Origin of the sequence: Mitsuaria chitosanitabida ATCC BAA-476 = NBRC 102408 (assembly GCF_001598255.1) — a bacterium.
Classification (GTDB): Bacteria; Pseudomonadota; Gammaproteobacteria; order Burkholderiales; family Burkholderiaceae_C; genus Roseateles; species Roseateles chitosanitabidus.
The window spans coordinates 47,866-65,534 of record NZ_BCYP01000033.1; the positions used below are offsets into that span (position 1 = coordinate 47,866).

General features: G+C 70.4%; 19 protein-coding genes. 5 read left to right on the forward strand and 14 right to left on the reverse strand.

The annotated features are described in order from the left end of the window. The first annotated feature begins 204 nt into the window (after positions 1 to 204). The 3 genes from MCHT01_RS19545 (at position 205) to MCHT01_RS19555 (ending at position 3,326) form a co-directional block, all read left to right on the forward strand. Positions 205 to 1,998 carry a glycoside hydrolase family 15 protein gene (locus MCHT01_RS19545; RefSeq protein WP_084453027.1) on the forward strand — a complete coding sequence of 598 codons (1,794 nt, stop codon included), beginning with the start codon at positions 205 to 207 and terminating at the stop codon, positions 1,996 to 1,998. 186 nt (positions 1,999 to 2,184) lie between these two features. Next, positions 2,185 to 2,619: a response regulator gene (locus tag MCHT01_RS19550; protein ID WP_067067654.1), complete on the forward strand. Its 435-nt coding sequence runs from the start codon at positions 2,185 to 2,187 to the stop codon at positions 2,617 to 2,619. A 119-nt stretch (positions 2,620 to 2,738) separates the two neighbouring features. Further along, positions 2,739 to 3,326 carry a hypothetical protein gene (locus MCHT01_RS19555; protein WP_067067657.1) on the forward strand — a complete coding sequence of 196 codons (588 nt, stop codon included), beginning with the start codon at positions 2,739 to 2,741 and terminating at the stop codon, positions 3,324 to 3,326. 107 nt (positions 3,327 to 3,433) lie between these two features. Here the strand turns inward: MCHT01_RS19555 and MCHT01_RS19560 are convergent, their stop codons facing one another. Next, positions 3,434 to 4,162, reverse strand: coding sequence for a hypothetical protein (locus MCHT01_RS19560; RefSeq protein WP_067067660.1), 729 nt, complete (start codon positions 4,160 to 4,162; stop codon positions 3,434 to 3,436). A gap of 148 nt (positions 4,163 to 4,310) precedes the next feature. Here MCHT01_RS19560 and MCHT01_RS19565 point away from each other — a divergent pair, with 148 nt between their 5' ends. Continuing rightward, the gene (locus tag MCHT01_RS19565) at positions 4,311 to 5,003 is read left to right on the forward strand and encodes an alpha/beta family hydrolase (RefSeq protein WP_148661623.1); all 693 of its coding nucleotides are present in this window, start codon (positions 4,311 to 4,313) and stop codon (positions 5,001 to 5,003) included. A 28-nt stretch (positions 5,004 to 5,031) separates the two neighbouring features. On the opposite strand, the gene MCHT01_RS19570 is transcribed toward MCHT01_RS19565, so the two are convergent. The 13 genes from MCHT01_RS19570 to flgB form a co-directional block, all read right to left on the reverse strand. After that, positions 5,032 to 6,219 carry a serine hydrolase domain-containing protein gene (locus MCHT01_RS19570; protein WP_067067665.1) on the reverse strand — a complete coding sequence of 396 codons (1,188 nt, stop codon included), beginning with the start codon at positions 6,217 to 6,219 and terminating at the stop codon, positions 5,032 to 5,034. Between the two features lie 138 nt (positions 6,220 to 6,357). Further along, positions 6,358 to 7,503, reverse strand: coding sequence for a hypothetical protein (locus MCHT01_RS19575; protein ID WP_067067668.1), 1,146 nt, complete (start codon positions 7,501 to 7,503; stop codon positions 6,358 to 6,360). A 100-nt stretch (positions 7,504 to 7,603) separates the two neighbouring features. Further along, positions 7,604 to 8,485, reverse strand: coding sequence for a flagellin N-terminal helical domain-containing protein (locus tag MCHT01_RS19580; RefSeq protein ID WP_067067670.1), 882 nt, complete (start codon positions 8,483 to 8,485; stop codon positions 7,604 to 7,606). Positions 8,486 to 8,534: 49 nt separating this feature from the next. Beyond that, a complete protein-coding gene (gene flgK, locus MCHT01_RS19585; protein WP_067067672.1) occupies positions 8,535 to 9,902 on the reverse strand; it encodes a flagellar hook-associated protein FlgK in 1,368 nt (455 codons plus the stop codon). Positions 9,903 to 9,984: 82 nt separating this feature from the next. Next, positions 9,985 to 10,398, reverse strand: coding sequence for a hypothetical protein (locus tag MCHT01_RS19590; RefSeq protein ID WP_174549070.1), 414 nt, complete (start codon positions 10,396 to 10,398; stop codon positions 9,985 to 9,987). A 184-nt stretch (positions 10,399 to 10,582) separates the two neighbouring features. After that, positions 10,583 to 11,680: a flagellar basal body P-ring protein FlgI gene (locus MCHT01_RS19595; RefSeq protein WP_245643445.1), complete on the reverse strand. Its 1,098-nt coding sequence runs from the start codon at positions 11,678 to 11,680 to the stop codon at positions 10,583 to 10,585. 84 nt (positions 11,681 to 11,764) lie between these two features. After that, entirely contained in the window at positions 11,765 to 12,421 is a 657-nt protein-coding gene (gene flgH, locus MCHT01_RS19600; RefSeq protein WP_067067676.1) for a flagellar basal body L-ring protein FlgH, read from the reverse strand. Between the two features lie 11 nt (positions 12,422 to 12,432). Beyond that, positions 12,433 to 13,221, reverse strand: coding sequence for a flagellar basal-body rod protein FlgG (flgG, locus tag MCHT01_RS19605; protein WP_169806170.1), 789 nt, complete (start codon positions 13,219 to 13,221; stop codon positions 12,433 to 12,435). A 64-nt stretch (positions 13,222 to 13,285) separates the two neighbouring features. Further along, positions 13,286 to 14,020, reverse strand: a complete 735-nt coding sequence (locus tag MCHT01_RS19610; RefSeq protein ID WP_067067679.1) for a flagellar basal body rod protein FlgF — start codon at positions 14,018 to 14,020, stop codon at positions 13,286 to 13,288. A gap of 48 nt (positions 14,021 to 14,068) precedes the next feature. Then, a complete protein-coding gene (locus MCHT01_RS19615; RefSeq protein WP_067067681.1) occupies positions 14,069 to 15,277 on the reverse strand; it encodes a flagellar hook protein FlgE in 1,209 nt (402 codons plus the stop codon). A gap of 68 nt (positions 15,278 to 15,345) precedes the next feature. Beyond that, positions 15,346 to 15,999, reverse strand: coding sequence for a flagellar hook capping FlgD N-terminal domain-containing protein (locus MCHT01_RS19620; protein WP_067067683.1), 654 nt, complete (start codon positions 15,997 to 15,999; stop codon positions 15,346 to 15,348). Positions 16,000 to 16,030: 31 nt separating this feature from the next. Further along, positions 16,031 to 16,456 (reverse strand): flagellar basal body rod protein FlgC, encoded by a 426-nt coding sequence (gene flgC, locus MCHT01_RS19625; RefSeq protein WP_067067686.1) that lies wholly within the window; start codon positions 16,454 to 16,456, stop codon positions 16,031 to 16,033. A gap of 29 nt (positions 16,457 to 16,485) precedes the next feature. Continuing rightward, entirely contained in the window at positions 16,486 to 16,872 is a 387-nt protein-coding gene (gene flgB, locus MCHT01_RS19630; protein ID WP_067067688.1) for a flagellar basal body rod protein FlgB, read from the reverse strand. 73 nt (positions 16,873 to 16,945) lie between these two features. Between flgB and flgA the strand changes: the two genes are divergently transcribed. Beyond that, on the forward strand, positions 16,946 to 17,653 hold the full coding sequence (gene flgA, locus MCHT01_RS19635) for a flagellar basal body P-ring formation chaperone FlgA (RefSeq protein WP_067067690.1): 708 nt from the start codon (positions 16,946 to 16,948) through the stop codon (positions 17,651 to 17,653). The last annotated feature ends 16 nt before the right edge of the window (positions 17,654 to 17,669 follow it).

A 17,669-nucleotide genomic window follows, 5' to 3' on the forward strand; every position in this document is an offset into this window, starting at 1 on the left:
CTTGCGAGAGCGCGCTGGCGGCCCCCTCTCCCGCTTGCGAGAGCGCGATGGCTGCCCCCTCTCCCGCTTGCGGGAGAGGGTTGGGGTGAGGGTCTTCGGGCTCTTGCGCCCCCGCGGGAGCGCTTCTTGCCGCGCTGCGCGACCGGTCCGTTCCTGCCGCCGGGCGGGGCCGGGCCTCCCCATCGCGAGAAGAGGAGCACACGCATGGAAGCGGCATCGCTGAAGCTGGGACTGATCGGCAACTGCGCGGTGAGCGCGCTGATCGACGATCGCGCCCGCGTCGTCTGGGCCTGCGCGCCACGCTTCGACGGCGACCCAGTGTTCAACGCGCTGATCGATTCGCCCGAAGGCATCGGCCCCGACGGCACCTTCCAGGTCATGCTGGAGGACTTCTCTCACAGCGAGCAGGAGTACCGCCACGGCACCGCGGTGCTGCGCACGCGGCTCTACGACCTGCACGGCAACGCGATCGAGATCGTCGATTTCATGCCGCGCTTCTTCCTCTACGACCGCCCCTTCCGGCCCGAGATGCTGGTGCGACGCATCCGGCCGCTGCAGGGACATCCGCGCATCCGCGTGGTGCTCCGGCCGGTGATCCAGTGGGGCTCGGCGCAACCGTCTCGCACGCGGGGCAGCAACCACCTGCGCTTCGTCGGACCGGACTTCACCATCCGCCTGACCACCAACGCCCCGCTCACCTACGTCCACGACGAGACGCCCTTCGCGCTGGACATGCCGATGAGCTTCATCTTCGGCCCCGACGAGACCCTGGACCGCGCGGTCGAGGACGCGGCCCGGACGCTGGAGGAGAAGACCGTCAACTACTGGCGCGACTGGACCCGTCGTCTGGCGATCCCGCTGGAGTGGCAGGAGGCGGTGATCCGCGCGGCGATCACGCTCAAGCTCTGCCTGTTCGAGGAGACCGGCGCCATCGTCGCCGCGATGACGACGAGCATCCCCGAGGCCCCCGGCACGCAGCGCAACTGGGACTACCGCTACTGCTGGCTGCGCGACGCGTTCTTCGTGGTGCGGGCGCTCAACAGCCTGTCCGAGACGGGCACGATGGAGGACTACCTGCGCTGGCTGCGCAACGTGGTGGCGCAGTCGCACGACGGCCATGTGCAGCCGCTGTACGGGATCGGGCTCGAGAGCAAGCTCACCGAGTACATGATCCCGCACCTGCGCGGCTATCGCGGGATGGGGCCGGTGCGCGTCGGCAACCAGGCCTACGAGCACTTCCAGCACGACGTCTACGGCAACATCGTGCTCGGCTCGGCGCAGGCCTTCTTCGATCACCGCTTGCACCAGCGCGCGGGCGCCGACGAGTTCGCGCTGCTCGAGCGCGCGGGCGAGCGCGCCTTCGCCATCCACGACCAGCCCGACGCGAGCATGTGGGAGCTGCGCACGCGCTCGCGGGTGCACACCTCGTCGGTGCTGATGAACTGGGCCGCCTGCGACCGGCTCGCCAAGATCGCGCTGCAGCTCAAGCTGCCGGAGCGGGCGACGACCTGGCGCGAACGGGCCGACCTGATCAAGCGCAAGATTCTGGACAACGCGTGGAGCGAGCAGCGCCAGGCCTTCGTCGAGAGCTTCGGCGGCAAGGACCTGGACGCGAGCGTGCTGCTGATGGCCGAGGTCGGCTTCATCGATCCGCGCGATCCGCGCTTCGTCAGCACGGTGGACGCGCTGGAGGCGACGCTCTGCGACGGGCCTTACATGCGGCGCTACGAGGCGCCGGACGACTTCGGCAAGCCGGAGACCTCGTTCAACATCTGCGCGTTCTGGCGCATCGACGCGCTGGCGCGCATCGGGCGGGTCGATCAGGCCCGGGAGATCTTCGAGGCGCTGCTGGCGTCGCGGAATCACCTGGGGCTGCTGTCGGAGGACACCCATCCCGTCACGGGGGAGCTGTGGGGGAACTTCCCCCAGACGTATTCGATGGTCGGCATCATCAACGGGGCGATGCGGCTGTCGAAGGCGTGGGATACGAAGATCTGACGGGCCGGGACCCCGGAGACCCTCACCCCGACCCTCTCCCGCAAGCGGGCGAGGGGGCATCGTGATGGGCGTTTGGTGGATATCGACGGGCGCGGCAACGCGGGAGCGTGAGGGCGCGGGTATCGCCCCTTCCGGCGGTGCGTGGGAGAACGTTCAGGCTACGATTCCGGCCTCACGGAGTTGGACATGGTCACGACGATCAAGCGCGAAGAGTTCTGTTTTCTGGTGGTGGACGATTTCTCGACCATGCGCCGCATCATCGCGGGCCTGCTGCGGGAGCTCGGCTTCAAGAAGATCCTGGAAGCGGAGGACGGCAAGGTCGCGCTGCGCGTGATCGAGGGCGCCGCCGACTCGGGCGAGCCGGTGCACTTCGTGCTGAGCGACGTGAACATGCCGGTGATGAACGGCTTCGAGTTCCTGGCCGCGCTGCGCGGCAAGCCCGAGAGCGACCCGATACGGGCGCTGCCCGTGCTGCTGGTCACCGCCGAGGGCCGCAAGGAGGACATCATCCGCGCGGCCCAGCTCGGCGCGTCGGGCTACGTGGTCAAGCCGTTCAACAAGGACACCATCGGCGACAAGATCCACCTGACGCTCAAGAACAAGAACATCCTGGTGGATTGAGCACGATTGCACGACCGGGCGCCGCGATGGCGCGATCGGCTTAAGCGGCGACCCGAGGCGGTCGCCTTTTCATTTCCGACGGTCGCATCGACGGCCCCCGCCTCTCTCTGGAAATCGACATGTCTGGCCAAGCACTCACGCCCCTGGATCCCTCCCTCGCCGCGCGCCCCCACGACACCGTCGGCGTGGAGGTGCCCGAGGCGGTCATCGCCGCCTTGGGCGACTGGGCCCGGCAGGTCATGGAGAACGCCTCGGCGCCCCTGCGCGACAGCCTGTCCCGCACCGAGAGCGATCTGGCCTCGGCGCTGCACGCGAGCCAGCAGTCCGAGGCCGAGCGCGAGTCGCTGGGCACGCAGCTCGCGCAGGTGACCGAGGACCGCGATCAGGCGCTGGCCAAGCTGGCCGAGCGCGACGCGGCCATCGAGCGCCTCACCGTCGAGCTGCGCCATGCGCGCGACATCGCGTCGGACGCGCTGGTGGGCAAGGCCAAGGATCAGTTGGCCATCGCGGGCAAGGACTCGCAGCTGGCCGACCTGCGCAAGCAGCTGGAACGCCAGGTGGCGACCTCCGCCACCGAATCCGACGCACGCCTCGCGGCGGAGATGGAGCTGGTCGGCGCCACCACCGCCCGCGACAACTTCGCCGCCGAGATCGCCACGCTGCGCGCGCAGCTGGACGCGGCCCGCGCGGTGACGAACGCCGCCTGAGCGCGCTTCGGCGATCCGCGGCCTCGCGCCGCGATCGCCGCCATGAACCTGCGGTGCCAACGCTGCGGGAGGGGTGCCTGGTCAGCCCCGATCGGCACGCGTCCCGGTCAGCGCGGCTTGCTGGCCGCCTTGCCGCCCAGCTTGCCCACGCAGCTCGGGAACGGCGCCTGCTCGCCCTCGACGAGGCGGCAGATGCGGACCGGGGTCATCTCGGCGAGCCGCTTCTGCAGCAGCGCCTGGTCCAGCACCGGCTCGCGATTCATCGGCGCGGCGCGCGAGCCCCATTGCAGGCTGTACATGTTCTTGTCGCCCTTGAAGGTGGCGACGACGGTGATCTCGCTGGTCGGCTTCTTGTCCGAGGTCAGCGAGTGGCTGCCGCAGGCCAACGCCATGACATAGGTCTCGTGACCGGTCTCGGTCCGCCCCTGGCTCATCTCGCCGCCGGTGAAGGTCGTCGGGCAGGCGTCCTTGAAGCCCTTGGCGATGAACAGCGCATAGGTCTTCGCCGAGGCGTTGGGCAGCGAGGCGCCATCCTTGATCGCGGTCAGCAGCACGCGCTGCGTCCACGGCCCCTGGTCGGGGTCGGTGGCCAGGACCATCGCCCGCATGTACATCTGCCCTTGCGTGGTCTCCGCCTGCGGCTTGAAGGCCTGCGGCAGTCGCTGGGCGAAGACCTCGCCGAAGATGGGCGTGACCGCCAGCAGGCCCTTGGGCTGCACCTCGACGGGCGCCACCTCGGACTTGCCGGTGGCCGGCACGGCCAGCACGGCGGACGAGAACAGCAGGCCGAGGGCCAGCACCGGCGCCAGGGCCATGGGGTGGGGAGCGATGCGCATGGCGGCGATTGGAGCATGCGGCGCTCGCGCAGGTGTCTCGCCCGGGTGCGGCGCCCCTCAATCAGGTGGGGCGCGCGGACGCCGGGCGTGCGCGGAGAATCAGCCACCGCGCCCCCGAGGGGGCCGAGCCACCGAGGTCCACCCGCCAATGCCGACGCCACTGCCAGCCTCCCTCCTTCTCGACATGCCCGCCGGACGGCAGGACCCTGTGCCCACCCTCGTGCTCGCGCCTGGCGCCAGCTACCACCTGCGCAAGCCCCTGATGGATCGCCTCGCCCGGGTGCTGTGCGAGCGCGGCATCGCGGTCCTCCGCTTCAACTGGGCCTATCTCGACGTGACGCCGAAAGGGGCGCCCTCCGACGACCTGTCGGTCGAGCTCGCGGAGCTGCAGGCGGTCATCGCGTTCGCGCGTGACGACGCGCGTCTACGGACGGATCGCCTGGTCGTCGCGGGCAAGTCGATGGGCTCCGTCGTCGCCGCGCGTGCCTTCGCGGCCGATGCCTTGCTCGCTGGCGCGGTCCTGCTGACGCCGCTGCTGTCGCAGCCCGGTGCCGCCCCCCTCGCGACGACCGACGGCGCCGAACGGTACTACGGCGAGCTCCGGGCCGACCACCGTCCCTCGCTGCTCGTCAGCGGCGACCAGGACCCGTATTGCGATCCGCGCGACCTTCATCGATTCGCGACCGCCTCGACGGCGGCCATGCGCGTCGCCGTGGTGGACGGCGATCACGGCTTCGGGACCCCGGGGCTGACGGGCGATGCGGCCGATGCGGCTCTCGCGCGGTCGCATGACGTCGTCGCCCGACGGGTTGCCGACTTCATGGACACGGCGTTCGGCTGAGCGTCGATGTCGACGTCGGACCGCCTTTCTATTTCCTCTCCGCCGTCAGCGCCGCCGTGATCGCGTCCCGCAGCGGGAACAGGTGATCGTTCCCGTTGAACTCCGCGTCCGGGCTGTTGCCCGTGTGCACGATCACGACCTTCGCGATCGGGTCGACGAAGATGTTCTGCCCGTTCGTGCCCCATGCGAAGGACCGGCCGCCCGCCACCTGCGGGATCCAGATGTGCAGTCCGTAGTACGGCACCTTGGCCGGCTGCGGCTTGTCGCGACGCAGCGTCGTCATCTGCTCGATCCAGGCCTGGGGCACGACCTGGCGCTCGCCCACGCGGCCGCCGTTCATGAGGAGCAGTCCCAGCCGCGCATAGTCCCGCAGCGACGCGACGAACTGCCCTTGCACGCCCTCCTGCCCCGCGCGGTTCTTGACCCAGTAGGCCGGCGCCTGCGCGCCCATCGGCGCCCACAGCCGCTTGGCGAGGTAGTCGGTGTTGCTCATGCCGGTGCGCTCGCTGAGCATCAGCCCCAGCACCGCCGTCACCGCGCCGTTGTAGTTGAAGACCTTGCCCGCCGGATCCTTGTCCTTCTTCGCCGCGAGGTAGGCCCGCACGTCGGTGAGCGGTTCGATCATGGGATTCGTCGCCTGGTTGTCCGAGGTCTCGCCCGGCCGGAACGAATTCTTCAGCGCGACGCCCGAGCTCATGCGCAGCAGGTCTTCCACCGTGTCGTCGGCGAAGGCGCTGTCGCGGAAGTCCGGCAAGACGGCCGCCACGCGCTCGTCGAGCGACAGCCTGCCCTCGCCGATCGCGATGCCGATCAGCAGCGACAGGACGGTCTTGGACATCGACGCCGACAGCAGCGAGGTCGTGGGCTGCGCATGCTGCAGATAGCGCTCGTAGACGATCTGGCCCTCATGCATCACCAGGAAGCCGGTCGTGCAGAACTTGCCGAAGTAGTCCTCGAGCGGGATCGCCGTCGTGCTGCCGCGCGGCTTGTAGCTCACCGGTCCGAGCGCCTGCCCGGTCGGCAGCGGCTCGACAGTCGCGGCCGCCGGCGCCTCGTTGCGCGGGAACCGCTTCTGCGGGTCGAGGTAGACGCTCTGGCAGCCCGAGGCGGTCTGCGCCTGCGCGACACCGACGCTGCTCAGGACGCCGATCGCGGCACCGATCACGGTGCCCAGGCCGACGGCGACACGCGCCAGCCGACGAGTGTTCTGTTTCATGCTTCGCTCCCTTGGCGGCGCACGATACCGCGCCGGAGCGTCACGTCGAGGTGCCTTTCCTCAGGCCACCGTCGCCTGCGTCGGCGACAGCCTCGCAGGACGCCGTCAAGGCGGCGTCACGATGAGGTCGAGGGCCGCTCAGCCCGCCAGCAGCTGCCGCACGCGATCGCGGTGCATGCCGCGCAGCGCCGGCAGCAGCGCGCCGACGTCGGTGTACTCCGCGCCGGAAAGCGAGCGCGACAGGGTGTCCGCCAAGGCCCCGGCCTGCGCCGGCGCCAAGCCCGAGGCCGAGCGCGAGGCGACGGCGTCGAGCTGCTCGCTCAGGCGCTCGCGCGCCTGCGCGAGCTTGGGCTGGGCCTGCAGCAACTGACCCAGCGCCAGGCGCTGGCCCGCCGCATCCTTGAGGTCCCAGCGCTGCGGCTGCATCGCCTCGGGCGCCGGATCCAGCAGCGCGCGCACCGGCTGGCCGCTCGGGAAGCGCTTGCCCTCGCCGCGCAGCGTCATGCCGTCGCGCAGCGCCGGCCATTGCGACTCCGACACGCTGAACACGATCTCCTGGCCCTGCGTCTGCACGGTGAGGCCCGCGGGGGACAGGGCCTTGGCCAGCGCCTGCAGCTGCTGCTGCGTGCCCTCGCCGTCCAGCGTCACCGCGATGGCCACCGGCTTGCCGCTGCCGCCGTCCTGCGACTGCCCGGGCAGTTGCAGGCGCAGCGTCTCGCGTCCGCCCTGCTCCAGCACCGACAGGTCCAGCCCGCGCAGCTTGAAGCGCTGGCGCGAGGCGCCGTCCTGCGGCGCGGTCTGCAGGTCGCCGTCGACCCGGCCGGCCGCGTCGCGGCTGCGCTGCGACCACAGCTGGCGCAACTGGTCGACCTGGCTGTTCAGCGCGGCGGTGGGCTCGGCCTGGCGCGCCAGCGTGGCGCTCAGCCCGCCCTTGAGCTGCTGCATCGACGCCGCGAGGCGATCGAGGTAGTCCAGGCCTTGTTGAAGACGGCCCACCTGGCCTTGCGCGCCGGGCTCGCGCGCCGCGGGCGCGGCGTCGTCACCGCGCAGCGGCGTCGGCGCGAAGGTCGTCGGCGCGAGCGTCGAGGGCGACGGCGTCGCGACCGCGACGGACGACGCCTGCGTCGCGAGGCCGGCCGCCTCGGCGCCACCGGACCAGGCCGCGCGCTGCGCCCCGGGCGACAGCGCGTCCCCCGACGCGTTCAGCAGCCCGCGCTGCGCCGGCGCGGCCAGCGCATGGGACGGGGACGTCGTGGAGGTCGAGCCGGTGGTGGCGGGCAGCATCGTGGAAAAGCGTCGCGGAGAAGGTCGTTCGGAAGGGGCGGTCGGCGGTGGCGTTCAGTCGGTCGTGGGAGAGGCGCCGAGGCCGGGGAAGGCGCCGCGATCAGAGCGCGTCGAACAGGCTCAGCTGGCTGACCTTGGCGTAGGCCTTCTGCGTCGCCTGCAGCGCCAGCGTGTAGCTGTTCAGGCGGGTCGAGGCCTCGCCGTAGTCGATCTGGCCGATGTCCAGGGCGCTCTGCTGGTTCGCCAGGCTCACCGAGGCGTGGTTCGAGTCCAGCGTGGTCAGGATGTTCTGACGCCCGCCGAGCTGGCCGATCTTGCCGGACACCGCGTTCAACTGCTGGTCCAGCGCGTCGATCATGGCCTGCACGTTGGCATGCGCGCCGTCGGCCGTCACGCCGGGCGTCGCGAGCTGGCCCTGCAGCGCGTTGAGCTGCTGCAGGAAGCTGCCCATGGTCTCCAGCGAGACGTTGCCCGCGACGGTCATGTTGTCCGCCACCGCCACGTCCTGCGTCTGCGAGTTGCCCTGGAAGGCGTAGGCGGCATCCACCGTCGGCTGGTCGCTGGCGGTGCCGGAGAACAGGTAGCGTCCCTCGGCGTTCTTGCTGTTGGCCAGGAACAGCAGGCTGTCGTGCAGGGTCTTGAGCGATCCCGACATCGCGTTCAGGTCCGGCCCGGTGTTGCCCGCGTCGGCCGCCCACACCAGCAGGTCGCGCGTGGCCTGCAGGTCTTCCTTGATGCTGTCCAGCGTGACCTCGCTGGTCTTGAGCCGGCTCTGCAGCGCGCCGATGTTGTCGCGGTACTGTCCCAGCGAGGCCTCGTCGCGCGACAGGCGCGCCAGGCGCAGCGCCGCGATGCTGTCGTCCGAGGGCACCAGCACGCGCTGACCCGACGCCATCTGCTTCATCGCCTTGGCGATGCCCTCGTTGGCGGCCTGCAGCGCGCTGTTCATCGTCGTGTGGTACTGGTTGCTGGCGATGCGCATGGCGGTCCTTCGCGTCTCGGGGTCGGTCGGTTCAGTCGTCGCGCGGGGCTCAGCCCAGCATCTGCAGCGTGGCGTCGAACAGCTGGTTCGCCACCGCCACCACCTTCATGTTGGACTGGTACATCTGCTGGTACTGCATGAGGTTGATCGCCTCCTCGTCGCTGTTGACGCCGGCGCTGGACTTCCAGTCCTCCTCCGCCTGGTCGCGCACCGTGGTTGCGGTCTTCTGCGCGCCCTGGTTCAGCGAGCTCGCCACGCCCAGCTTGCCCACCAGCTGCGTGAACACGTCGCCGGTCACGACCTGCGCGGTCCCCACGGCGTTGCCGGCCGAGTCATAGGTGGTCATCGTCAGCGGCTTGTTCTTCAGCGCGACCAGCAGCTTCAGGTTGCCGCTGTCGCCGCTGACCGTGGGGCTGCTGGAGAAGGCCAGCTGGCTGGCGGTGATGCCGGTCATCTTGAGCCGGCCGCCGGAGGTGTCGAACAGCGGCGCGCCCGGCGTGGCCGCCGGCGGCGCGTAGCCGGCCGCCAGCTGCGTGTTGAAGGCGTTGCCCAGGCCCACGGCCAGTTCCTGGAGCGAGGTCTGCATCGGGCCCAGCACCTGCTTCTGCAGGTCGGCCAGGCCGCCCAGCTGGCCGCCCTGCCCCACGTCGCTCATCTTGAACGAGGTGCTGGCGAAGTTGACGGTGAGCTGCGACGGACCGTTGGCCGCCAGCGTGGCCGCGTCGGCGCCCACCACCAGCGGCTGGCCGCCCTTGAGCGAGACGCTCTTGGCGCCGTCCGGCGTGTCCACCACCTGCACGCCCACCAGGGCCGACAGGGCCTTGATCTTCTCGTCGCGCGCGTCCTGCAGGCCGGCGTCGTTGGTGCCGCCACTGCGGCCCGCGGCGATCTGCTTGTTCAGCAGCGCGATGTCCTGGGTCAGCGCGTTGACCTGGTTGATGACGCCGTCGCGCTGCGTGGCGATGGCGGTCTGCTGGTTGGCGAAGAGCTGCTGCAGCGAGTCGAAGCGCTTGACCAGGCCGTCGGCGGCGGTGATCACCGCCTCGCGCAGCGGACCCGATTCGGGCTGGACGCTGGCGGCGTTGAGCGCGGCGAAGAACTGGTCGATGCCGTTGTTGATGTTGGCCGTGTCGTCGGACATGACCTGCTCGAGCTGCGTCAGGTAGTTCTGCCCGGCCTGGTACTGGCCCAGCTGGCTGGTGGCCTGCCAGAGCTGCACGTTCTTGAAGTTGTCGGCGAAGCGCAGCAGCGCCGAGACCTGCACGCCCGCGCCGCCGGTGGGCGTCTGCAGCGAGCCCAGCAGCACGCCCGTGCGGGTGTAGCCCGGGGTCATCGCGTTGGCGACGTTCTGGCTGGTGGCGGTCAGCGCGGCCTGGGCGGCCTGGGCGCCGGTGAGGCCGTTGAGAAGCATGCTCATGGTGTCTGGTGCTCGTGCGTGAGGCCCTCGGGCCGGGCCGTCGGGCGTTTGCGTGAGGCCATCGGCGGGAGGCCGGTGGCGATCAGGCCGCTGTCTTCCCGTGGGAAGGCGACCCGGCGGCGCCGGAACTTAAGTCGGCGCCCGGCGCGCCGGCCGCGGCCCGGGCGGCCTGCGCCTGCGCGGCCTGTGGCAGGACCTGCCTGAGCATCAGGTCCGCGATGCCGAAGGCGCGCTGCTGGGCCAGCGTGTCGGCCACCAGGCCGTCGGCCAGGTCCAGCATGTCCTGGTTGACGCGCTTCTTGTCGGGACTGTCCTCGTCGGCCAGCGCGCGCGTGCCGGCGCGCATCTGGCTGATCATCTGCTTGATGAAGAAGGCCTCGAACTTGACGGCGGCATCGGTGGCCTTGGCCTGGGTGCGCGCGTCGACGGCGGGGAGGACGTCGGCGGCGGCGTCGCCCGCCTGCGGCGCCTGCTGAAGTTCGATCGATCTCGTCATGTTTTCTCCGTATTCCCCTCTCCCGCTGCGCGGGAGAGTGGTGGGGGTGAGGGCCGTCGCACGGCCTGAGCGCTCTTCGGGGTCTCGCGACTGACGCTCCCGGCCTGCACCGTCCCTCACCCCCCGCCCTCTCCCACTCCGTGGGCGAGGGGGCCGCAAGCGCCCGGCGCTTTCGAGGGGGTCTTCAGATGACCTGCAGCTCCCCCTCGATCGCCCCCGCCTGATCCAGCGCCTGGAGGATGGCCATCAGGTCGTCCGGATTCGCGCCGATGCTGTTGACCATGTCCACGATGGCCTGCAACGACGTGCCCGCCGGCCAGCGGAACATCCGCCCGTCGCCCTGGTCCACCTTGACCTGCGACTGCGGCACCGTGCGCGTCTGGCCCTGGCTCAGCGCGTTGGGCTGGCTCACGCGCGGCGTCTCGCTGATCACCACCTTGAGCGATCCATGCGACACCGCCGCCGGCCGCACCTTGACTCCGTCGGAGATCACGACCGTCCCGGTGCGCGAGTTGAAGATCACCCGCGGCAGCGCCTGCGCCGCATCGATGGACAACGCCTCCAGCTGCGCGACGAAGGCCACGCGCTGGGTCGGCTCCGCCGGCGCGCGCACCGCGACGCTGCTGCCGTCGCGGGTCGAGGCCACGCCTTCGCCGAAGCGGCGGTTCACCGCGTCGACGATCTGCGTCGCGGTCTGGAAACCGGGACGCTTGAGGTTGAGCACCACGTCGGGACGGGTGTCGAAATCGGTGGCGATCTCGCGCTCGATGGTCGCGCCGTTGGGCACGCGGCCGGTGGTCGGCGTGTTGACCGTGACGCTGGAGCCGCTCTGTCCCTGCGCGCTCAGCCCCGTGACCACCATGTTGCCCTGCGCCAGCGCATAGACCTCGCCGTCGGCGGCATGCAGCTCGGTCAGCATCAGCGTGCCGCCGCGCAGGCTCTTGGCGTCGCCCAGCGAGGACACGGTGATGTCGATGGCCTGGCCGCGCCGATAGCCGGCCGGGAAGCTGGCGCTGACCATGACGGTCGCGACGTTGCGCGACTTGGCCTCGGTCTTCTCCGGCAGCTTCACGCCGAACTGCTTGAGCAGGTTGGCCACCGACTGGCCGGCGAACTTCACCTGCGTGCTGTCGCCGCTGCCGTTCAGGCCCACCACCAGGCCGTAGCCCAGCAGCTGGTTCTCGCGCACGCCCTCGACGTCCACGAGCTGGCGCAGCGACTGCGCGGCGAAGGCGCCTCCGGCGGCCAGGCCCAGGCTCAGCGCGATCAGCAGTTTCTTCATGTCGGTCATCCTCGATGGGGCCGGTTCACCCGGGTCGGGTCGTTTCGGTCGGATCAGGCGAATCGATCGGATCGATCGGGTCGCTCAGATGGGATTCCAGGGACTGTTGAACCAGCGGCTCAGCCAGCCCGGGGTGTTGGCGTCGGCCAGCTGGCCGCGACCGCTGTAGGCGATGCGCGCGTTGGCCACGCGCTGCGAGGACACGCGGTTCTCGCTGTCGACGTCGGCGGGCCGCACGTAGCCGGCCACGCGCATCAGCTCCTCGCCCTGGTTCAGGGTCAGGCTCTTCTCGCCTGCCACGCGCAGCAGGCCGTTGCCCATCACTTCCTGCACGACGACGGTGATCGCGCCCTGCAGCGTGTTCTGCTGCGTGCTGCTGCCGCTGCCGTTGAAGTCGCGGTTGCCGTTGATGCCGTACGCGCGCGACTTGCCGTTCAGGTCCAGGCTGAAGTCGGAGCCGCTCTTCTTGCCGCTCTGCGTGGCGGCGCTCTTGCTCGCCTGCGTCGCCTCCTCCAGCACCACCGTCAGCACGTCACCCGCGCGGAAGGCGCGGGTGTCGGCGATCAGGCTGGCGCTGCGGCCCGCGACGAAGACGCCGCCGCCCTGCGGCCGCGGCGTGGCCGCGATCGGCAGCGGCAGCTGGCCGGGATCGGCGCTGGGCAGCTGCGGCGGCGCCATGGCGGCGCAGCCGGAAAGCACCGCCAGCGCGGCCAGGACGGAGAGCGGAGCGACGCGCTTCATGACGGCTCCGATCAGCGCGCGGCTTGCGCCAGCGTCTGCAGCATGTTGTCGGCGGCGGACAGCACCTTGGTGTTCATCTCGTAGGTGCGCTGGGCCGCGATCATGTCGACCATCTCCTCGACGACCTGCACGTTCGAGCCTTCCAGCGCGCCCTGCTTGAGCTTGCCCAGGCCGTTCTCGCCCGGGACGCCTTCGGTGGGCGCGCCGCTGGCCGCGGTCTCCTGGAACAGGTTGTCGCCCAGCGCCAGCAGGCCGGCCGGGTTCACGAACTGCGTCAGGCGCAGCTGGCCGATCTCCTGCGGCACCGCGCTGGTCGACAGCGTCGCGGTGACGACGCCGTTCTCGCCGATGGTGATGCCGGTGGCGCCCGCCGGGATGGTGATCTCCGGCTGGATGCGCTGGCCCTGGGCGGTCACCAGGCGGCCTTCCGGACTGGGCTGCAGCTGGCCGGCGCGGGTGTAGGCCGGACGACCGTTGGGGCCCTCGACCTGCAGGAAGCCGTTGCCCACGATGGCCACGTCCAGGTTCTGGCCGGTGGTCTGCAGGCTGCCGTTGGTGAAGACCTTCTGCGTGCCGACCATGCGCGTGCCGTTGCCCAGCTGCACGCCGGTCGGCGCCGCGGTGCCGTCCTCGGTCTGCGCGCCGGGCTGGCGCTCGACCTGATAGAACAGGTCCTCGAACATCACGCGGTCGCGCTTGAAGCCGACGGTGTTGACGTTGGCCAGGTTGTTGGCGATGGCCTGCAGCTTCGCGTCCTGCGCCTGCACACCGGTCTTGCTGATCCACATGGCGGGGTTCATCGGGGGCTCCTTCGGGGAATTCGGTTTCGGTTGTCGTGTCGGTCGGCGGTCGGTCCCGGGCGCGTCACTCGCGCACCAGGCGGTTGCCGGTCTCGGCCATGCTGTCGGCCGCCTTGTAGAGCCGCATCTGCAGCTCGAAGTCGCGCGCCAGGTTCATCGTCGCGACCATCTCCTCGACGGCCGAGACGTTGCTCGCCTCCAGCTTGCCGGCCGCGACCTTCACGGTCGCGTCGGCCTGCGGCGTGCTGCCGTCGCGCGTGACCAGCAGGCCGGCCTCGTTCTTGGTCATCTGCGAGAACGGGGGCTTGACCAGCTTGAGCCGGTCCACCGCCTGCAACTCGGTGCTGCCCGCGGTGAGGATGCTGACGGTGCCGTCCTCCAGCACCTGCAGCTTGTCGTTCGGCGGGACGACGATGGGACCGCCCTCGCCCAGCACCACGTGGCGGCCCAGCTTCAGCGTGCCGTCGGCGTCGACGGTGAAGTTGCCGCCGCGGGTGTAGGCCTCCTGGCCGTCCGGCCCGTCCTGCGCGACGGCGAACAGCCCGTCGCCCTGGATCGCCAGGTCCAGCTCGCGGCCGGTGTCGCGCTGGCTGCCGGCCTTGGCGCTCACCACGTCCGAGCGCTCCTGCGCCAGGTGGCGCGCGTCGTAGCCGTAGCCCTGCACCTGGGCGGCCGAGGCCTGCTCCAGGTTGGCGCGGAAGCCGGCCGTCTCCAGGTTGGCCAGGTTGTTGGCATGCACGGCCTGCGCGCGCTGGATGCGCTCGGCGCCGCTCATGACGGTGTAGATCAGGGCGTCCATCGTCGTGATCCGTTCAGGTCATCAAGGGGAGGTCGACGTGGCGCGGGCTCAGACGGCCTGCATCAGCGCCTGCATCATGTCGTTCTCGGTCGAGATCAGCTTGGTGTTGGCCTGGTAGTTGCGCTGCGCGCCCATCAGGTTGACCAGCTCGCCGGTGATGTCGACGTTGGACTGTTCCAGCGCGCCCGCCGACAGCTTGGCCGCCGTGCCCGCGCCGGGGCGCGAGTACAGCGCCACGCCGCTCTCGGCGCTCGTGGTCCAGCTGGTGTCGCTGATGGGCTTGAGGCCCGACTCGTTGGCGAAGGTGGCCAGCGCCAGCGTGCCCACGGTCTGCTTCTGGTTGTTGCTGTAGCTGGCGATCAGCGAGCCGTCCTCCGACAGCGTCGTGCCCGTCAGCGTGCCGGCGGCGTAGCCGTTGGTCTCGTTGGTGCGGGTGGTCGTGTCGCCGGCGAACTGCGTCAGGCCGGTGTAGTCGATGCTCATCGAGATCGGGGCCGCGCCGTTGGTGGGCGTGGCGGTGAGCGTCACGGCCGGCAGCGCCGTCAGCTGGCCCTGCGCGTCGAAGGTCATCGTCGCGCCCACGCCGGTCGGCGCCGCGCCGTCGAAGCTGTAGTACGCGCTGACCGCGCCCATGCCGGTCTTGACGAAGTACTGGGTGACGCTGTGCTTGGTGCCCAGCGAGTCGTAGACCGTCGAGGTGATCGAGCTGTTGAAGCTGCGCGGATCGTCCTTGTCGAAGGTGGCCACGGCCGGCACGGTCCAGTCGGCGCTGAGGTTGCCGTTGTAGGTCAGCTTGTCGCTGGGCTGGGCCGGGATCTGGCCGGTGGCCACCTTCAGGTCGCCGAAGGCGCCCAGGCCGCCGCCCTGCACCGGACGGCCGTTGGCGTCCAGCTGCGCGGCGTAGCCCTGCGCCTTGCGGCCCAGGCTGTCGACGACGAAGCCGTCCTTGTCGACGTTGAACAGGCCCACGCGCGTGAAGACGGTCTGGCCCGAGGTGTCGCGCACGGCGAAGAAGCCGCGGCCCTGGATCATCGCGTCCATGCCGCGGCCGGTGTTGAACAGGCCGCCGCCGTTCTCGATGCTCTGCGTGGTCGAGCCCACCTCGACGCCGGTCGGGTTGTTGCCCGCGTACATGGCGGAGAAGTTGCTGCGGCTGGACTTGTAGCCGTAGGTGCCGGAGTTGGCGATGTTGTTGCTGATGGTCTCCAGGCTGGCGTTGACCGCGTTGATGCCCGAACGTGCGATTTCGAAACTCATGGGGGCCTCCGAAGGCGTTGGAATCTGGGAACTGGAAGAACTCGGGGAATCGGGGAAGCGTCGGTCCGTCAGGACGTCGCGCGGCCCTTGAACTGAGTGATGGCCTGGCTGGACACCTCGCCCAGGCCGGCCATCTGCAGCATCACGTTGCCGTCGGCGGACAGGCGCACGCCGTTCAGGCGGGCGACCGCCTCCACCGCGACCGATCGCTTGTCGCCGGCCTCGAACTTCAGCGTGTACTGGCCGTCGCCCAGGCCCAGCTTGGCCGGGTCCAGGGTGAAGCGCTGCTCGCCCTTGCCCTGCGCGCCCAGGTCGATGCGCTGCTCCTTGCCGTCGCTGCCGGTGACGACCAGCGTGTTGGCCGGGCTGCTCGAATCCAGCGTGTAGCGCAGCTCCACGGGCGTGCCCGACAGCTGGACCTGCGACACCGCGGCCTGCAGCGTCGAGCCGACCTGCGCGCCCAGCGTCATCAGCTGCAGGCTGGCCAGCATGCTGGCGTTGGTCTGGCCCTGCGAGGTCAGCTTCTGCATGGACTCGACCTGGCTGAGCTGCGTGAGCTGGCTGACGAACTGCGAGGGATCCTGCGGGGACAGCGGATCCTGGTTCTTGATCTGCGCCACCAGCAGCGTGGTGAACAGGTTGCTCAGGCTGCCGTTGGAGGCGATGTTGTCGGTGCTCGTGCTGCTGCCCGAGCTCGTGTTGTTGTTGACGGTCGTGGTCATGGCGGGGTCCTCGGCGTTCGCTTCAGGCGTTTCAGGCGTCGCCCAGACGCAGCAGGGACTGCTGCATGGACTTCACACGGGAGAGCACCTCGACGTTGGTCTCGAAGGCGCGCGAGGCCGACAACATGTCGGTCATCTCGGCCACCGGATTGACGTTGGGGTAATAGACCTCGCCGTTCTCGTTGGCGAGCGGGTTCTCGGGCTCGTAGGCCTTGCGCAGCGGCTCCTGGCTCTCGACCACGTCCAGCACCTGCACGCGCGAGCCGGCGAGCTGCTGCTCGCCCAGGCCCTCGCGCGCGGCCAGCGCGGCGAAGACCGGCTTGCGGGCGTGATAGGTCGCGGCCTCGCTGCCCGACGCGGATTGCGCGTTGGCCAGGTTGCTGGCGATGGTGTTCAGGCGCACGGTCTGCGCGGACATCGCCGAGCCGGCGATCTGGCTGATCTGCTTGAAGGACATGGGGATCGCTCCTGGTGTCGTCGCTGCGGTTACTGGCCGGCGATGGCCTTGGCCACGCCCTTGAGCTTCATGTTCACGAAGGTCAGGCTGGTCTGGAAATCGAGCGCGTTCTGCGCGAAGGCGGCCTGCTCCACGCCCAGCTCGACGGTGTTGCCGTCCTGCGCGGGGTGGTAGGGCACGCGGTACAGCGCGTCCTGCGCGCCGGTGTCCAGCGGCAGCTCGCCGTCGAAGCCGTCGCCCGATCCGTCACCGTTTCCGAGGGCGGAGCGCAGCGACGCGGCAAAATCGATGTCCCGCGCCTGGTATCCCGGCGTGCTGACGTTGGCGATGTTGGAGGCGAGGACCTTGGTCCGCTCCGCGCGCAGACGCAGCGCGTCGTCATGCACCCCGGCCGCCTTGCTGAAATCGATGCTCATGCGCGACTCCCTTCCTTCCTTCGTTTCCGTGTTCCTGCCGAAGACCGCTCGCGCGGTCTCAGCGCTGTGTCTGATGACCGGTCTGACGGGCGCGGCCCTGGCCGCGACCGCCCCCGGTCAGGCGCCCGCCGCGTCGCGCGCCACCGGCGCCGACGCGCTCGAGGCGCAGGTGATGGACGCGGCCCGCGCCGCGCTGCTGGACCAGGCCCAGCAGAGCGGCCTGATCGCGCCCGAGGTTCAACTCACGCAGCCCGCCGCCCGCGCCCGCCCGACCTGCCCGGCCGGCTGGGACGTCGCGCTGCAGGACAGCCGCAGCCTGCTGCGGCTGCGCCTGGTGGCCCGCTGCGCCGACGACGCCGCGCGCGTGCCGCCGCAGGACTTCCTGCTGCGCGCCACGCTCAGCGCGGAGGTCCTGGTGGTGACCCAGCCGGTGGCCAGCGGTCAGCCGGTCACCGAGGACGCGCTGCAGCTGCAGCGCCGCGACATCAGCCAGACGCCCGACGCGCTGTCCACGCTGGAGCCCGGCCAGGCCGCGCGCAGCACGCTGCGCGTCGGCCAGTTGCTGCAGAAGCGGCTGCTGGCCGCGGCCCTCGTGATCAGGCGCGGCGACGCCGTGCGCATCCAGGCCTCGCGCGGCGGCGTCAGCGTGGAAGGCGCGGGCGAGGCGCTGGACAGCGGCGCGCGCCAGGCGCTGATCCGCGTGCGCAACAGCGCCAGCGGCCGCGTGATCCAGGCGCGTGTGCTCGAGCCCGGTCTGGTCGAACCCGCCGAGCTGCGCTGAGGCGCGCGCGAGACCG

Excerpts from the sequence above, each read along its gene's own strand:
- MCHT01_RS19545 (WP_084453027.1), top strand. The coding sequence starts at position 205 with ATGGAAGCGGCATCGCTGAAGCTGGGACTGATCGGCAACTGCGCGGTG.
- MCHT01_RS19550 (WP_067067654.1), top strand. The coding sequence starts at position 2,185 with ATGGTCACGACGATCAAGCGCGAAGAGTTCTGTTTTCTGGTGGTGGAC.
- MCHT01_RS19555 (WP_067067657.1), top strand. The coding sequence starts at position 2,739 with ATGTCTGGCCAAGCACTCACGCCCCTGGATCCCTCCCTCGCCGCGCGC.
- MCHT01_RS19560 (WP_067067660.1), bottom strand. The coding sequence starts at position 4,162 with ATGCGCATCGCTCCCCACCCCATGGCCCTGGCGCCGGTGCTGGCCCTC.
- MCHT01_RS19565 (WP_148661623.1), top strand. The coding sequence starts at position 4,311 with ATGCCGACGCCACTGCCAGCCTCCCTCCTTCTCGACATGCCCGCCGGA.
- MCHT01_RS19570 (WP_067067665.1), bottom strand. The coding sequence starts at position 6,219 with ATGAAACAGAACACTCGTCGGCTGGCGCGTGTCGCCGTCGGCCTGGGC.
- MCHT01_RS19575 (WP_067067668.1), bottom strand. The coding sequence starts at position 7,503 with ATGCTGCCCGCCACCACCGGCTCGACCTCCACGACGTCCCCGTCCCAT.
- MCHT01_RS19580 (WP_067067670.1), bottom strand. The coding sequence starts at position 8,485 with ATGCGCATCGCCAGCAACCAGTACCACACGACGATGAACAGCGCGCTG.
- flgK (WP_067067672.1), bottom strand. The coding sequence starts at position 9,902 with ATGAGCATGCTTCTCAACGGCCTCACCGGCGCCCAGGCCGCCCAGGCC.
- MCHT01_RS19590 (WP_174549070.1), bottom strand. The coding sequence starts at position 10,398 with ATGACGAGATCGATCGAACTTCAGCAGGCGCCGCAGGCGGGCGACGCC.
- MCHT01_RS19595 (WP_245643445.1), bottom strand. The coding sequence starts at position 11,680 with ATGAAGAAACTGCTGATCGCGCTGAGCCTGGGCCTGGCCGCCGGAGGC.
- flgH (WP_067067676.1), bottom strand. The coding sequence starts at position 12,421 with ATGAAGCGCGTCGCTCCGCTCTCCGTCCTGGCCGCGCTGGCGGTGCTT.
- flgG (WP_169806170.1), bottom strand. The coding sequence starts at position 13,221 with ATGAACCCCGCCATGTGGATCAGCAAGACCGGTGTGCAGGCGCAGGAC.
- MCHT01_RS19610 (WP_067067679.1), bottom strand. The coding sequence starts at position 14,020 with ATGGACGCCCTGATCTACACCGTCATGAGCGGCGCCGAGCGCATCCAG.
- MCHT01_RS19615 (WP_067067681.1), bottom strand. The coding sequence starts at position 15,277 with ATGAGTTTCGAAATCGCACGTTCGGGCATCAACGCGGTCAACGCCAGC.
- MCHT01_RS19620 (WP_067067683.1), bottom strand. The coding sequence starts at position 15,999 with ATGACCACGACCGTCAACAACAACACGAGCTCGGGCAGCAGCACGAGC.
- flgC (WP_067067686.1), bottom strand. The coding sequence starts at position 16,456 with ATGTCCTTCAAGCAGATCAGCCAGATCGCCGGCTCGGCGATGTCCGCG.
- flgB (WP_067067688.1), bottom strand. The coding sequence starts at position 16,872 with ATGAGCATCGATTTCAGCAAGGCGGCCGGGGTGCATGACGACGCGCTG.
- flgA (WP_067067690.1), top strand. The coding sequence starts at position 16,946 with ATGACCGGTCTGACGGGCGCGGCCCTGGCCGCGACCGCCCCCGGTCAG.